The following is a 14691-nucleotide window of genomic DNA, read 5'->3' as shown; positions in this document are numbered from 1 at the left end:
ACGCGGCGCCACTACCGTCAACCACGCCGTTACGCGGAGGTTTTCAAATGAGGCAACGTATCCGGCTACGCGGAGGTTTTCTACGAGTCAACGCGCCTCGTTGACAACGCAGCGTCCGTGCGTAGGCTTGTGGCGAGCTGAGTCGATGGCCTGATTTGGCCCCGCCCGGGCATCCCACCTGCGCGCAGCCGAATGGCAGGCAGCGTTTGCCCGGCATTGACGCCTACCGGCGTTGCCACATCACCGGTGTCGTGAAAGGCGAAGGTAATGGGATTCTGGGATGCCCTGTGGCTCATGTTTTGGTTTGTCATGTTCGTGGCGTATCTGATGGTCCTTTTTCTCGTCATCAGGGACATCTTTTCGGACAGCCTGCGGCCGGGCTGGGTAAAAGCGGTGTGGGTGCTCGGCGTCCTACTGTTTCCGCTCCTGGGCTGCATTGGTTACATGCTGTTTTACGGACAGCAAATGACCATACGTCAGTCAGCACGGCAGGATGTGGCTAAGGACGACATGGCCGATTACATCCGCCGGACCGCCAATGCCAATCCATCAGAACAGATCGCCGCGGCGAAGAAACTCCTTGACGAAGGTACGATCACCGGCGAGGAATTCCAGATGCTCAAGGCCAGGGCACTGGGGTAAGCGCCGACGGCGGCCTGCCGACGTGCCAGCGAGTTCGTCCCGGTGGTGGCGAGCGGCTAAGTCCCCCCAATACAGGTCTTATGGTCCTAATTGCGGCGGACCGGGCGAGACTACCTTGTCGTTAGGGGAATGCCAGCAGGGCTTCCTCGGAACGAAAGGATGGCTCCCGTGGAGCAATTCTGGAGTATCGTCTGGCTGTTCTTTTGGTCATTCGCGTTCATCGCGTATTTATTCGCACTGTTTGCTGTTATCGGCGACATTTTCCGCGATCATGAGCTCAACGGCTGGCTCAAGGCTGTGTGGATAATTTTCCTGATCTTCGTGCCGTTCCTTACAGTTCTTGTCTACCTGATCGCGCGCGGGCGCAGCATGGCCGAACGGCAGGCCAGGAGTGCGCAGCGGGCAGAAAAAGCAACCAACGAGTACATCCGTTCCGTTGCCTCTGCGTCGCCGACCCAGGAAATCGTCAAGGCCAAGGAGCTCCTCGATGCCGGCACTTTGACCCAGGGTGAGTTCGAGGCCATCAAGGCCAAGGCGCTGAGCCAAGCCTGACCGGTGCGTCGTTATCCGGTGGGGTAAGCCGGGGCCGAGCGCGGCCTGGAGCGACGCGTGCGGCTCGCTTCTGACGGCGCTGAGTCCCAATATCGTCGTGCTCTTCATCGGCTGGTCCGTCATTGAAGGGGCCGGGCGGTCCCGAATCTGCGGTGGTCAAGGGAGCCACGAGCACACCGACGTCATCTCGGACGCCCACTGAGCTGGCCGGACTTTTTCGGGCCAGCTCAGCGGGCAGATGCCCTCGGTTCCTGCTAGTGCGAGGCCAGTGCCTGGGGCTTGAGCTCGGTGCCGGTGATGGCGGCCAGTTCCGCATCGGACGGTGATGCGGTCTTGCGTTCCTTCAGCCAGTACACGAGCCCCGCCGCGATCGCCGAGGTTGCCGCCAGGGCGAAGAGCCCGGGGACGACGCTGCCCGTTTGCTCCTTGATGATGCCGAAGCCGAACGGGGCCACGAATCCTCCGAGGTTGCCCAAGGAGTTGATGATGGCAATGGCCGGCGCCAGCACCATGGGGTGGAGTCCCGACTGCGGAATGGTCCAGAACAGCGGCGACGCGCTCTTGAATCCCATGGCCGCGATGGCCAGGAACACGAGTGCCGCAACGGGGGAGGCGACGGCAGCGGCAAAGGTGCCTGCAGCCGCGACCAGCAGGGCAAGAGCCAACAGGGGCCGCTTGGACTTGGCCCGGTCCTGCCACTTGGCGGCGAAGTACATGGCGAAGACGGCGCACACCCAAGGGATGGAGGACAGCAGTCCCACGGTCAGATCGGTGGTGCCGGGAATGTGTTTGACGATGCTGGGCAGCCAGAAGGTGTTTGCATAGATGGAGAGCTGAACAGAGAAGTAGATGCCGCACAGAAGGAGGATCTGTGGGTTCAAGAGCATCTTCCACCGGTTGAGTTTGCCGCCGGCAGCGGTGGCATGCTCCGCGTCCTCGGCAGCAATGGCCGAGATGAGCGCCGTCTTTTCGTTCCGTGTCAGCCACTTGGCGTCCTGGATCTTGGCGTCAAGGAGGAAGAACACGATGGTGCCGACAACCACGGACAGCACGCCTTCGAAGCCGAACAGCCATTGCCAGCCGCGGAAGCCCAATGCGTCATCCAGGCTAAGGAGCAGCCCTGCGATCGGTCCGGAGAGAGCGGCGGCGACAGACGAGCCGGCGATGAAAATGGCGGTCGCTTTTCCGCGGTGGCCCGCCGGCACCCAGCGGGCGAAGTAGAAGATCACTGCCGGGAAGAAGCCGGCTTCGGCTGCTCCAAGGAGGAACCGCAGCACGTAGAACATCACGTCATTCTGGACGAAAGCCATCAGGAAGGACACGATGCCCCAACTGACCATGATCCGCGCAAGCCAGATCTTGGCTCCGTACTTTTCCATCATGACGTTGCTCGGCAGTTCGAAGATCGCGTAGGCGATAAAGAACAGGCCGGCGCCAAAGCCGTACGCTGCGGCACCGATGCCGACGTCGGCCTGCAGGTGCTCCTGGGCGTAACCGATGTTGGAGCGGTTGAGCTGGTTGCACACCAGCATGATCAGCATGATGGGCAGGACGCGTTTGAAAAACTTCTTCGTGGCTGCGGCCACGTCCGTGACAGCGGTGTCTACAGACTGCATGGATAATCCTTTGAATTGGCGAAGCGGGCCGGGGGACGGCCGGGGCGGGCGATTGTGGCCCGCGCCACTACAACTCCTCCACTGTATTCAAGCCCGGTCATGCACGTCCAACACGCATTTGGCATGACCGCATACCTTATGGGACTTACTCGGTTGCCCCGCGGACAGCGCCGGGCCTGCTGCCGGTCGTGGCGGCTCGAAGCCGCCGTCGGGAGTTCGCCAGATGTGTGCGCATGGCGGCCGACGAGGACGTCGGGTCGCCGTCAGCGATGGCCGTGACGACGGACTCGTGCTCGTGCACCACCTGGTTGAAGTGTCCAAGCGCGTAGTGCTCCGCGTCCGCGAGCAGGCGGGCGCGCGGCATGGCGATCATGGTCGGGCCCAGCGAGGCCAGACAGCTGGCATAGAAGGGATTGCCGGAGGCTGCCGCGACCGCCTGATGGAACTCGAAATCGGCCTTCAGTGCGTGTGCCGGATGCCCGGCGCTGGCGGTGAAGTCAGCCAGGGCCTTCCGCACAGCCTGCAATTGCCGGTCAGAGCGGTGGAGGGCCGCCAGTGCTGCTGCTTCGGACTCCACGCCCATGCGGAATTCGAGGAGTTGGACCCGGTCCTCCAGCGTCGTTACCGGCCGTCCGCCGGGCCCGGACGGCAGCCCCTCCGGGGGCGGGGTCAGCGCGAAGCTGCCCCGCCCCCGCTCCGTCTCCACGAGACCTTCAGCCTGCAGGCGCGTCAGGGCTGCACGCACCACGGTCCGGCTCACGCCGAACTCACTGATCAGCGCATTTTCGCTGGGCAGCTTATCGCCGGGCTGGATCACGCCGTCGACGATGCGCATGCGAAGGTCGGCGGCGAGGTCCGCGGTCAGGTTCCGGGTCATGGGCTTAAGGTTACTTGCCGAATTCGACCGAGTCGGTCGTCCAGGCGCGAGCCTGGTCGCTCAGGGTGATGCCGAGCCCGGGGCGGTCCGGAACGAGCATCCGGCCGTTCTTTGTCTCGAGGCGCTCGTTGAAGAGGGGGTCTAGCCAATCGAAGTGTTCCACCCACGGCTCGCGCGGGTACGCCGCGGCCAGGTGCAGGTGGATTTCCATGGCGAAGTGCGGGGCGAGGCCGAGCCCGCGTTCGTCGGCCAGGGCGGCCAGGCGCAGGAACTGGGTGATGCCGCCGACCCTGGGTGCGTCCGGCTGGATGATGTCGCAGCCCTCGGCGCTGATCAGGCCTTTGTGCTCCGCCACCGAGGCAAGCATTTCGCCGGTGGCGATCGGGGTGTCCAGTTCACGGGCCAGATGGGCGTGGCCCTCGAAGTCGTAGGCGTCCAGCGGCTCTTCGATCCAGACGAGGTTGAATTCCTCCAGTTGGCGGCCCATGCGCAGTGCTGTGGCGCGGTCCCACTGCTGGTTCGCGTCGACCATGAGCGGCACGTCCGGGCCGATGTGCTCCCGGATGCCGGCTACGCGGCGCAGGTCCTCGGCCGTGTCCGGCAGGCCGACCTTGATCTTGATGCCGCCGATGCCCTCCTCGACGGACTGGGTGGCGCGGGCCTTGACCTCGTCCAGGGTGGCGTTGAGGAAGCCGCCGGAGGTGTTGTAGGTCTGGACGGAGTCGCGGTAGGCGCCGAGGAACTTCGCCAGCGGCAGGCCAGCGCGCTTGGCCTTGAGGTCGTAGAGCGCGATGTCGATGGCGGCCAGGGCCTGGGTGGCCACGCCGGAACGGCCCACTGAAGCGCCGGCCCACAGGAGCTTGGTGTAGAGCTTGCCGATGTCATTGGGGTCCTCCCCGAGAAGACCGTCGGCGACTTCCTTGGCGTGGGCGTACTGGGCCGGCCCGCCGGCGCGCTTGGAGTAGCTGAAACCGATCCCGCTGTGGCCCTGCTCAGTGGTGATCTCGGCGAACAGGAAAACAACCTCCGTCATGGGCTTTTGGCGCCCAGTGAACACCTTCGCATCGCTGATTGGCACGGCGAGGGGGAGTCTTGCGGTGGAAAGCTTTACGTGGCGGATCAGATCAACGCTGGTCATGGAATTCTCCTTGGGAAGTAGGGCAACATCGCCCGCCCACTTAGGATACAAGCGGCTTACTTGTAATACAAGTGTGTTTCTGCCGGCAAGAGTGCGATTCCCGGGGACGCCTAGCCGGCGGCCCAGGCAATCACGAGGAGCGACCCGCTGCACAGGACCGTCGTGCAGAGGATGACGTCGCGGGCCACGGTCATGCCCCGGCCGTAGGGGGAGGCAAAGAGGAAGACGTTCTGCGCGGTGGGGAGGGCCGCCATGATCACGATGGCGAGCAGGTGCTGGCCCTCCAGCCCGAAAACAAAGCGGCCCAGCAGCCACACGACGGCGGGCATGCCCGCGATTTTGAGGAACGTGGCCACCAGGGTCTCAGTGCGGCCGTCGTCCTTTTGCAGTGGCGCCCTGCCGGCCATGGACAGGCCGAAGGCGAGAAGCACCATGGGCACAGCACCGCCAGCCAGCATGTCGATGGGTTTCTCCAGCAGCTCCGGTACCTGCCAGCCTGTCAATGCCACGACCGCGCCTAGCCCGGAGGCGATGATCATGGGATTGGACAGCGGTTGAAGCAGCATCCTGTTCCACGAAATTCGGGTGCCGGAAACTAGTCCCAATACGGTGAGGTAGAAAGGGGCCAAAACCAGCAGTTGCACGAGCAGTACCGGCGCCACATGCTGGGCAGTGCCGACGGCGTAGAGCGACACCGGAATCCCGATGTTGTTGGCGTTGGCATAGCTGCTGGCCATCGCGCCCACCGCGGTTTCCGCTGCGGGCCGGCGGAAGAACAGGAAGCTCAGCAGCCAATAGAGAAGCCCCACTGCCGCTGCTGAAAGCAGCGCCAGCGGGGCATCTGTTCCGAGGGCGGCCCGGATGTCAGAGCCGGCCACCACGGTGTAAAGGAGGGCGGGATTGGTGATGTAAAAGGCGGTACGGGTCAGTGCGCCCTGGACCTCAGGTCCCAGAATCCGCAACCTGGCGGCGAGGTAACCGACGGCGATGACTGCGGCAACGATGAGTATTCCTGAGACAACGCCGCCCAAAAAAATTCGCCTTTCTTTACAACAAACGGCACCGGAGGGCCGAAGGTGGTCTCCGCACGGCCGTCTCCTGTTGCGTGGGGAGGGCGGCCGTGCGGAAGAGTGGGGATCCTGTAGCGGACAAGCGAACCGGTACGTAGCGGACCGGTACTTAGCGGACCAGGCACGGCCGCTTGGGATCGAAGGACCAGTTGTCGATGTAGTACTGCATGCCGATGCTGTCGTCCCGGGCGTCCAGGCCGTGCTCAAGGTACAGCCGGTGCGCCTTGTCCAGCGCCTCGCGGTCCAGCTCGATGCCGAGGCCGGGAGCGTCCGGAACTTCGATGGCACCGCCTCGGATCTGCAGCGATTCCTTGGTCAGGCCCTGTCCGTCCTGCCAGATCCAGTGGGTGTCCAGTGCCGTGATCTCGCCCGGTGCCGCAGCGCCCGTGTGGGTGAACATGGCCAAGGAGACGTCGAAGTGGTTGTTCGAGTGCGAACCCCACGTCAGGCCGAATTCGTTGCAAAGCTGGGCTACCCGGACGGAACCGTGCATGGTCCAGAAATGCGGATCGGCCAGGGGGATGTCGACAGCGTTGCTGCGGATTGCGTGGGACATTTCGCGCCAGTCCGTGGCGATCATGTTGGTCGCGGTCTTCAGTCCGGTGGCGCGGCGGAATTCAGCCATGACCTCTCGTCCCGAGAAGCGGCCTTCGGCCCCGCAGGGGTCCTCGGCGTAGGCCACGACGCCCTGCATCCTCTTGCCCAGCCGGATAGCCTCCTCGAGCAGCCAGCCGCCGTTCGGGTCCAGCGTGACGCGGGCGTCCGGGAAGCGCGTGGCGAGGGCCGTGACCACGTCCACCTCGTCGTCGCCGGACAGCACGCCGCCCTTGAGCTTGAAGTCGCTGAAGCCGTAGCGCTCCTGCGCGGCTTCGGCCAGGGCAACGACGGCTGCGGGGGTCATGGCTTCCTGGCGGCGCAGCCGCTCCCAGCGGTCCTTCGGCGCGTCCTCCACGAGGTAGGGCAAGTCCGTGCGGCCGGGGTCGCCGATGAAGAAGAGGTAGCCGAGCATCGGCACCGAGCTGCGCTGCTGGCCGTCGCCGAGCAGTTCGGCGACGGGGACGCCGAGGAACTGTCCGTGCAGGTCCAGCAGGGCTGATTCGACGGCGGTGACGGCGTGCACCGTGGTACGGAGGTCAAACGTCTGCAGGCCGCGGCCTCCGGCGTCGCGGTCGGCGAACTCCGCCGCGACCTGGCGCAGCAGGGACCGGTAGCGTGCCACCCCCTGCCCGGCGATCAGCCGGCCCGCCTCCTCGATGGTGGCCCGGATCTTTTCCCCGCCCGGGACCTCGCCGAGGCCGGTCCGGCCCTCCGAGTCGGTGACGATGACGATGTTGCGGGTGAAGAAGGGCCCGTGGGCGCCGCTGAGGTTCATCAGCATGCTGTCGTGGCCGGCGACCGGGACAACCTCGACCCGGGCGATGGTGGGTTGCGTGCTCACGCGTTGACCTCTGCTTTCTGGAATGCTTCCGCGCTCTCGGTCACGCCGTCGATCCGGCGGAACAGGTGCCACGGGTTGGTGTCCTGCAGCGGGGCCGGCAGCAGCTCCTGGGGCAGGTTCTGGTACGCGACCGGACGGAGGAACCTGTTGATGGCCAAGGTCCCAACCGACGTGGTGCGTGTATCGGAGGTGGCCGGGAAGGGTCCGCCATGGACCATGGCGTGGCCGACTTCGACGCCCGTGGGCCAGCCGTTGACGATGATGCGCCCGACCTTCTGTTCCAGCGCCGGAATCAGATGTGCCGCCGTCGGGTAGTCCTCTTCGGTGAGCTGCAGCGAAGCGGTGAGCTGCCCCTCGATCCGGTTGGTGGCTGTGATGAGTTCCTCGGCGGAGGAGTAGCGGATCACCAGGCTGGCCGCGCCGAAGATTTCCGCATGCAGCACCTCGTTGCTGATGAAGTCGCGGATTTCCGTGCCGAAGATGGCCGGTGCCGGGGCGTTCTTGGTGGGGCCGGGGGTTCCGGTGCCGACGGCGGTCACGTTCTCGGCGGCGCCGAGCGCCTCCGTTCCCGCGTTCCAGGAACCGGCAATGCCCGCGGTCAGCATCGTCTGCCCGGCGCAGGCGGAAACAGCGCGGCCGACGGCGGCAACCAGCTTGTCGCCCGCCTCGCCGGCGGGGGCGAACAGCAGGCCGGGGGAGGTGCAGAGCTGGCCGGAGCTGCCGGTGACGGCGGCGACGTACTGCTGCGCCAGTGCGTCAATTGCTCCGGCGTTCCCGGCGAGGGCGCCGGGGAAGACGAACACCGGGTTGAGCGAGGACATCTCCGCGTATACGGGAATGGGCTCCGGCCGCGCGGCGGCGGTACGCATCAGGGCGATGCCGGCGCTCTGGGAACCGGTAAAGCCCACGGCCTTGATGGCCGGGTCCGCCACGAGGGCCTGGCCGATGCTGCTGCCCGGCCCGTAGATGAGCGAGAAAACGCCCGGGTGCAGACCGGAGTCCGCAACGGCCCTGGCGATCGCTTGGCCGACGAGTTCGCTGGTGCCGGGGTGGGCGTTGTGGGCCTTGAAGACCACCGGGCAGCCTGCGGCGAGGGCGGAGGCGGTGTCCCCGCCCGCCGTCGAGAAGGCCAGCGGGAAGTTGCTGGCACCGAAGACGGCGACCGGACCCAGCGGGATCTGGCGCTGGCGGATGTCGGCGCGGGGCAGGGGGGTGCGGTCCGGCAGTGCCGGATCGATGCGGACGCCGCGGAAGTCGCCCTGGCGGACCACGTTGGCGAAAAGCCGCAGCTGTCCGGTGGTGCGGGCCCGTTCGCCCTGCAGGCGCGCGGCCGGCAGGCCGGTCTCCTGCCCGGCGCGGACGATCAGTTCGTCGCCGATCGCTTCGATGTTGTCCGCAATCGAGTCCAGGAACGCGGAGTGGGTTTCGGGGTCAAGCGAGCTGAAGGACCTGAAGGCCTCGGCGGCCGCAGCAGTGGCGGCCTTGAGCTGCTCCTCGGTGAGCAGGGTATAGGCCGGCTCGAGCTGATCGTTGGTGGCCGGGTTGAAGGCGAAGGTCGTCTTGCCTTCGCCGGCGACGGTCTGGCCGGCGACTAGGGAGTGTCCGGTGAGGGTCACGGTTGTTCCTCCTGGGTAAAGGTTGGAGCTTTGCGGACGGGCCGACAGTTAGGAGACCTTGGCGATGAGTGCTTTGAGGTCGGCGAGGTCCTTTTCCGCCATGTTCTGCAGCGGCGGACGGACGCCGCCGGCGGAACGGCCGATCGCTTCGAGGCCACCCTTGACGATGGAGACGGCGTAGCCCTTCACGCGGTCGCGGATGTCCAGGTACGGGATGACGAACTCGTTGAGTTTCTTGTTGACGGCAACGCGGTCGTTGTTGCGGACATCTTGGTAGAAGTCGAGGGCAAACTGCGGAACGAAGTTGTACATAGCGCTGGAGTAGGTGCTCATGCCCAGCTGCAGGAGCGGCAGCGCGAAGGTCTCGGCCGTGGGCAGGCCGCCCAAGTAAAACAGGCGATCGCCCAGCTTGGCGTACACGCGGGCATCGTGCTCGAGGTCGCCCACGCCGTCCTTAAAGCCGATGAGGTTTTCGTGGCGGTCGGCCAGCGTGGCCACCGTGGTGTCCTTGTAGATGGCGTTGGCACGGTTGTAGATGATCACGCCGAGCGACGTCGCGCGGCAGACGGCGCCGACGTGATCGATCAGGCCGCCCTGGTCGGCTTCCGTCAGGTACGGCGGCAGCAGCAGGATGCCCTCGGCACCGGCGGCCTCCGCGGCCTTGGCATTCTCGATGGCCTGAGCGGTGGATCCGCCCGCAGAGGCCAGGACCGGCACTGTCGCACCGACTTCCTCGACCGCTGCCCGGACCACCCGCGCGGACTCCGAAGGTGTCAGCGAGAAGCCCTCGCCCGTGCCGCCAGCGGCAAAGAGCCCGGCGACCGGGAAGCTGGCCTGCCAGGCCAGGTGCTTGCGGTAGTTCTCTTCGTCAAACTGCAGCTCTGCATCGAATGACGTGACGGGAAAGGAGAGCAAGCCGTCTTTGAGAGTGTTGGCCAGCTCCTGGGGTGTGTATTTTGCCACGATGGTTCCTCCGGATGGGCGCCGAAATCGGCTTAGGTGGTGTGCTTCCGTCCCAGACTAGGAGCGGCCACTCATGCCTGTCCAAGTGCTTTTTTGTATGTTTTGATACCGTGCGTGCATTGCTGGCGCCGGTGCCCGTGTCTTTCACGCCCGCGCACTTATGCCCGCGCGAAATCCAGTTCCCGCAACAGCCTCCCAAGCGCCGGGTTCTCGACGTTGCGGCTCCAGATGGCGTGCAGTTCCACGGGCTCTCCGCGATCGCCTCCGAGCTGCAGGTATTCGACGCCATCGATGCCCAGGGCGGTGGCGGAGCGCGGCACGAACGCGACGCCGCGCCGCGCGGCGACGAGCGAAACCATGGTCAGGATCTGGCTCACTGTATGGACCACGTTGCCGTGCTGGACCGGCAGGGTGCGGACCACGAGGTCGTAGAAGTAGCGCGCCTGCAATGGTGAATGCATGATGAGCGGCTCGTCTTTGAGGTCTGCGTTCTCGAGGTCGCGGCCGAGCCTGGTCAACGGGTGGCCAGCCGGAACAGCCACCACCATGGCCTCCCGGTAGAGCAGGCGTGAATCGAAGATTTCGCCGTCGAAGGGCGGCCTCGCCAGCCCCAGGTCGAGTTCGCCGGTCATCAGGGCCTGGATCTGCTCGCCGGTGACCAACTCCTGAAGGTCGATGTCGACGTCGGGCAGCGCGGCGGAGATTTCCTCCAGGAGCGGGCCCAGAATGCTGAAGCCGCTGGCGGCGGTGAAGCCGATCCGGAGCACACCGGACCGGCCCGAGGCGATGCGGCGCGCGGTGGCCGGGGCGCGCTCCGCCAGCGCCAGCAGCCGTCGGGCCTCTTCCAGGAAGGCCCGTCCGGCATGGGTCAGCTGAACCCTGCGGTTGTCGCGTTCGAGCAGTTCCGCGCCGACGCTTTTCTCCAGTTTCTGGATCTGGCGGCTCAGCGGCGGCTGGGTCATGTTGAGCCGTTCCGCGGCGCGGCCGAAGTGGAGTTCCTCGGCGACGGCGATGAAGCCAGCCAGCTGGTCAAAGGTAAACATGATGCCTTCCGGGTATCACTTGATGCACATTTGGGCTTAGACATGCATCATAACCCTTCCTACACTCGATTGAGCGAACCGCAAGTGAGCCGGTTCACATCCTTCCGGGGTTCAGCCCCGCAGTGTCAACGAGGAGTTCCAATGATGCAGTTCCCTACCCGCCGAGCCGTTCTCGGAGCGGCGTCGGCCGTTACCCTGCTGGCCCTCACGGCGTGCGGCAACGTCGCCGCCGGCAGCACCAGCTCGTCGAAATTCCCCAGCGGCCCGGTTAACCTGACCGTCGGCCAGGCCGCCGGCGGCAGCACCGACCTCATCGCCCGGGCCGTCGCAGAGGGGGCTGCCAAGACCCTTGGGGCGCCTATCCCGGTAGTCAACAAGCCCGGCGCCAACGGCGCCCTCGCCACGAAAGAAGTGGCGGGCAAGCCGGCCGACGGCCAGAACCTGGTGCTGATCAACGCCTCCCTGATCACCATTACGCCGCTGGCTGTGGCCCAGGACGAGGCAGTCAACATCGATGACCTCGACATCATCGCCGGCCTGTCGCAGGACGACTATGTCCTGGTCGCCAGCAAGGGCTCCGGGTTCAAGTCCATCAAGGACCTGACCGGCGCCGGCCGCAACATCACCTTCGGCACCACCGGCGTCGGCACCGGCAGCCAGTTGGCCCAGAAGGTGCTGTTCAAGCAGGCCAACGTGCAGGGCACCGACGTTCCGTTCGACAGTGGAAAGCCCGCCCTCACCGCCGTCCTCGGCAACCAGGTGGAAGTCACCACCATCCAGCTCGGCGAAGCCATGCCCCAGATCCAGGCCGGCAAGATCGCGCCGCTGCTCGTGTTCTCCGAGCAGCGGAACTCGTTCCTGCCGGACGTCCCCACCGCCAAAGAATCCGGCTTCGACGTCCCTGTGGCCCAGTACCGCGCCGTGGCCGCGCCCAAGGGAACGCCCAAGGAAGTAAAGGACAAGCTGCTGGCCGCCTTCCAGGAGACGTTCAAGTCCGACGCCTACAAGGAGTTCAACAAGAAGAACATGCTGACCCCGAAGGAGATCCCGGGCGAGGAAGTTGTGACCCAGTGGAAGGACTACGCCGCCAAGTACAAGTCCCTGGTGGAGAAGTACAGCATCAGCCTCAGCGGGACGAAGTGATTCGAGTGCAGGAAACAAACCGGATGCCCGGCGGAGAGGACGGCATCAACACCCGTCGCTCCGCCGGGCAGTCGGCCACCGCACGCGACGCCGAGGTAGTGCTGGGCAGCGCCGAGGTGCTGACCGGCCCCGAAGATGACCTGACCCCGGAACAACTGGCCGCCCAGTGGGAAGAGGAAAAGCCGCCGGCCGCCGGTCCGCTCGCCAACGCTGCCTCGTCACTGGTGATCCTGGGTGTTGGCGTCGGGTCGCTGGTCCTGTCCGTGGCCATGGGCCTGGGCACTCCGGAGGCACCGCAGCCCGGGCTGTGGCCCTTCCTGGTCAGTTGCGTGATGGTGGCTTTGGCGCTGTTCCAGCTGGTGGCAGGCAGGCACAACCGGGACGCGGAAAAGTTCACCCGCATGTCTATAGCACCGGTGACCGGACTGGTCACTCTGGCCGCCATGGTGACCCTCATGCCCGTCATCGGCTTTGAACTTCCCGCGCTCGTCCTGTGCATCATCTGGATGCGGTTTCTCGGCGGCGAAACCTGGCGTTCAACGCTCCTGGTGAGCGCCGTCGTCGTCGCGGCCTTCTACGGCATCTTCGTGCTGGCGCTCAACACTTCCATTCCCCACCTCTTCTAGGAGACCACCGTGGATTTCCTGAATCCCGTGCTCAACGGGTTCGCAGTCGTCCTGGAGCCCATGAACCTCCTGTACTGCCTGATCGGCGTCGTCATCGGAATGCTGATCGGTGTACTGCCGGGCCTCGGACCCGCGGCAACGATCGCCATCCTGTTGCCGCTGACCTACAACGTCGAACCCGTGACCGCGATCATCATGCTGGCGGGCATCTTTTACGGGGCGCAGTACGGCGGCACCATTACGTCCGTGCTGCTGCGGCTGCCGGGCGAAGCATCCTCCGTGGTCACCGTCTTTGACGGCTACCAGATGGCCAAGCAGGGCAAGGCCGGCACCGCGCTGGGCCTGGCCTCCATCGGCTCCTTCATCGGCGGCACCGCGTCCATTGTCGGACTGACCTTCCTGGCCCCGGTAGTGGCCAGCTTTGCCCTGGACTTCGGCCCCGCCGAGTACTCGGCGCTGGCGCTGCTGGGCATCCTCCTGGTGGCAACCATCAGCAACGGCGCCAAGACCAAGGCCCTGATCGCGGCCGCCGTCGGGCTGCTGCTGGCAACAGTGGGCCGCGACATCTTCACCGGCGAGAGCCGGTTTACCTTCGGCAGCCTCGAACTGGCCGACGGCATCGACTTTGTCCCGATCGCCATGGGCATCTTCGGCCTGGGTGAGATCCTCTACAACCTGGAGGAACGGCACCGTGCGGCCAAGGCGCCGTCGACGGTCACGAACGTGTGGCCCTCGCGCAAGGATCTGTCCCAAGCGTCCGGGGCGATCGGCCGCGGCTCGGTCCTGGGGTTCTTCCTCGGGATCCTGCCCGGTGGCGGCGCCACGATAGCCTCGATGGCCTCCTACGCGATGGAGAAGAAGCGTGCCAAGCAGCCGGAGCGCTTCGGCAAGGGTGCCCCCGAGGGTGTGGCCGGACCGGAAACGGCCAACAACGCCGCCGCCACCTCTTCCTTCATCCCGCTGCTGACCTTGGGCATTCCCGCCAACGCCACAATGGCGCTGATGTTTGGCGCCCTGCTGATCCAGGGCGTGACGCCGGGCCCGCAGCTGGTGGAGCAGGACCCGGGACTCTTCTGGGGCGTCGTGAACTCCATGTACATCGGCAACATCCTGCTGTTGATCATGAGCCTGCCGCTCGTCGGGGTCTTCGTGAAGATCCTCCGGGTCCGCGCGGCGATCCTGGCCCCGGTCACGGCCCTGATCACGCTGTTGGGGGCATACACCATCAACAACAGCATGTTCGACGTCACCCTGGTGGTGGCCTTCGGCATCGTGGGTTACCTCATGAAGAAGTTCGGCTTCGAACCGGGGCCGCTGGTCCTGGCCTTCGTCCTCGGGTCCCTCCTGGAGAGCTCGCTGCGCCGCTCACTGCTGGTCTTCGGCGGCGACCCGGCAGGGTTCTTCAGCCGGCCGATTTCGGCCACGCTGCTGGCTGTCTTCGTCCTGGTCGCTGTCCTCCCCGGCCTCCGGAGCCTGCTGTCCAAACGCAGGGCCGCGACCGCGGACCCCGCCACAACGAGAATTAAGGAAACAGTATGAGCATCGTCGTCGGATTCGTCCCCACCCCAGCGGGGGAGGCTGCCCTGACGGCAGGCATCGCCGAGGCGCGGCTGCGGCAACAGGACCTGCTGATCGTCAACTCGGCCCGTGAAGGGGCTCTGGTCGACAAGTCGGTGGCCAGCAGCGCCGTCCTGGACGACGCCGCCAAGCGGGCAAGGACGGCGGGGGTGAAGGCTGAGGTGATCCAGCCTCCCTATCAGTACGACCTCGCCGATGAATTCCTCGACATCGCCCGGGAAGCCGACGCTTCCCTCATTGTCATCGGCCTGCGGCACCGGAGCCAGGTTGGCAAATTCATTCTCGGCAGCCACGCCCAGCGGATCCTCATGCAGGCCGACCGTCCGGTCCTTGCCGTGAAAGCCGACGGGCCAGGCTTCGCCTGAGCGTCCAGGTTCCTGAACGTCCAG

At 65.6% G+C, this 14691-nt stretch carries 14 protein-coding genes; 6 read left to right on the top strand and 8 right to left on the bottom strand.

All coding sequences use genetic code 11. The annotated features are described in order from the left end of the window. The first annotated feature begins 267 nt into the window (after nt 1-267). Together ACFVVK_RS15040 and ACFVVK_RS15035 are read left to right on the top strand one after the other, a co-directional pair. A complete protein-coding gene (locus ACFVVK_RS15040) occupies nt 268-642 on the top strand; it encodes a PLDc N-terminal domain-containing protein (protein ID WP_390268431.1) in 375 nt (124 codons plus the stop codon). 168 nt (nt 643-810) lie between these two features. Then, nucleotides 811-1194 (top strand): PLDc N-terminal domain-containing protein, encoded by a 384-nt coding sequence (locus ACFVVK_RS15035; protein ID WP_390268428.1) that lies wholly within the window; start codon nt 811-813, stop codon nt 1192-1194. Nucleotides 1195-1448: 254 nt separating this feature from the next. On the opposite strand, the gene ACFVVK_RS15030 is transcribed toward ACFVVK_RS15035, so the two are convergent. The 8 genes from ACFVVK_RS15030 to ACFVVK_RS14995 form a co-directional block, all read right to left on the bottom strand. Beyond that, nucleotides 1449-2810 (bottom strand): MFS transporter, encoded by a 1362-nt coding sequence (locus ACFVVK_RS15030; protein ID WP_390268425.1) that lies wholly within the window; start codon nt 2808-2810, stop codon nt 1449-1451. Nucleotides 2811-2955: 145 nt separating this feature from the next. After that, a complete protein-coding gene (locus ACFVVK_RS15025) occupies nt 2956-3687 on the bottom strand; it encodes a FadR/GntR family transcriptional regulator (RefSeq protein WP_390268422.1) in 732 nt (243 codons plus the stop codon). A 10-nt stretch (nt 3688-3697) separates the two neighbouring features. Then, nucleotides 3698-4825: a mandelate racemase/muconate lactonizing enzyme family protein gene (locus ACFVVK_RS15020; protein WP_390268419.1), complete on the bottom strand. Its 1128-nt coding sequence runs from the start codon at nt 4823-4825 to the stop codon at nt 3698-3700. A gap of 110 nt (nt 4826-4935) precedes the next feature. Continuing rightward, nucleotides 4936-5856, bottom strand: coding sequence for an AEC family transporter (locus ACFVVK_RS15015; protein WP_390268416.1), 921 nt, complete (start codon nt 5854-5856; stop codon nt 4936-4938). A gap of 148 nt (nt 5857-6004) precedes the next feature. Next, entirely contained in the window at nt 6005-7333 is a 1329-nt protein-coding gene (locus ACFVVK_RS15010; RefSeq protein WP_390268413.1) for an enolase C-terminal domain-like protein, read from the bottom strand. Next, on the bottom strand, nt 7330-8949 hold the full coding sequence (locus ACFVVK_RS15005) for an aldehyde dehydrogenase (NADP(+)) (protein WP_390268410.1): 1620 nt from the start codon (nt 8947-8949) through the stop codon (nt 7330-7332). Before ACFVVK_RS15005 ends, ACFVVK_RS15010 begins: the two co-directional genes overlap by 4 nt. A 48-nt stretch (nt 8950-8997) precedes the next feature. Then, nucleotides 8998-9912, bottom strand: a complete 915-nt coding sequence (kdgD, locus tag ACFVVK_RS15000) for a 5-dehydro-4-deoxyglucarate dehydratase (RefSeq protein WP_390268407.1) — start codon at nt 9910-9912, stop codon at nt 8998-9000. A gap of 158 nt (nt 9913-10070) precedes the next feature. After that, nucleotides 10071-10955 carry a LysR family transcriptional regulator gene (locus ACFVVK_RS14995; RefSeq protein ID WP_390268404.1) on the bottom strand — a complete coding sequence of 295 codons (885 nt, stop codon included), beginning with the start codon at nt 10953-10955 and terminating at the stop codon, nt 10071-10073. A 141-nt stretch (nt 10956-11096) separates the two neighbouring features. Between ACFVVK_RS14995 and ACFVVK_RS14990 the strand changes: the two genes are divergently transcribed. Genes ACFVVK_RS14990 through ACFVVK_RS14975 form a run of 4 tightly spaced genes read left to right on the top strand, consistent with a single transcriptional unit; the run spans nt 11097 to nt 14667 of the window. Then, nucleotides 11097-12098, top strand: a complete 1002-nt coding sequence (locus ACFVVK_RS14990; RefSeq protein WP_390268401.1) for a Bug family tripartite tricarboxylate transporter substrate binding protein — start codon at nt 11097-11099, stop codon at nt 12096-12098. A gap of 5 nt (nt 12099-12103) precedes the next feature. Further along, complete coding sequence (locus tag ACFVVK_RS14985; protein WP_390268398.1) at nt 12104-12724, top strand: tripartite tricarboxylate transporter TctB family protein; 621 nt, start codon at nt 12104-12106, stop codon at nt 12722-12724. Between the two features lie 9 nt (nt 12725-12733). Then, nucleotides 12734-14263, top strand: a complete 1530-nt coding sequence (locus ACFVVK_RS14980) for a tripartite tricarboxylate transporter permease (protein WP_390268395.1) — start codon at nt 12734-12736, stop codon at nt 14261-14263. Beyond that, nucleotides 14260-14667, top strand: coding sequence for a universal stress protein (locus tag ACFVVK_RS14975; protein ID WP_390268392.1), 408 nt, complete (start codon nt 14260-14262; stop codon nt 14665-14667). Before ACFVVK_RS14980 ends, ACFVVK_RS14975 begins: the two co-directional genes overlap by 4 nt. Nucleotides 14668-14691 lie beyond the last annotated feature (24 nt).

Origin of the sequence: Arthrobacter sp. NPDC058192, assembly GCF_042883665.1 — a bacterium.
Classification (GTDB): Bacteria; Actinomycetota; Actinomycetes; order Actinomycetales; family Micrococcaceae; genus Arthrobacter.
Note: the sequence above shows the minus strand (reverse complement) of the source record. Positions and strands in the feature narration are given on the sequence as shown.

What these genes read in the sequence shown, in the direction of transcription:
- ACFVVK_RS15040 (WP_390268431.1), top strand. Translation starts at nt 268, where the DNA reads ATGGGATTCTGGGATGCCCTGTGGCTCATGTTTTGGTTTGTCATGTTC.
- ACFVVK_RS15025 (WP_390268422.1), bottom strand. Translation starts at nt 3,687, where the DNA reads ATGACCCGGAACCTGACCGCGGACCTCGCCGCCGACCTTCGCATGCGC.
- ACFVVK_RS14995 (WP_390268404.1), bottom strand. Translation starts at nt 10,955, where the DNA reads ATGTTTACCTTTGACCAGCTGGCTGGCTTCATCGCCGTCGCCGAGGAA.
- ACFVVK_RS14975 (WP_390268392.1), top strand. Translation starts at nt 14,260, where the DNA reads ATGAGCATCGTCGTCGGATTCGTCCCCACCCCAGCGGGGGAGGCTGCC.
- ACFVVK_RS15020 (WP_390268419.1), bottom strand. Translation starts at nt 4,825, where the DNA reads ATGACCAGCGTTGATCTGATCCGCCACGTAAAGCTTTCCACCGCAAGA.
- ACFVVK_RS14990 (WP_390268401.1), top strand. Translation starts at nt 11,097, where the DNA reads ATGATGCAGTTCCCTACCCGCCGAGCCGTTCTCGGAGCGGCGTCGGCC.
- ACFVVK_RS15030 (WP_390268425.1), bottom strand. Translation starts at nt 2,810, where the DNA reads ATGCAGTCTGTAGACACCGCTGTCACGGACGTGGCCGCAGCCACGAAG.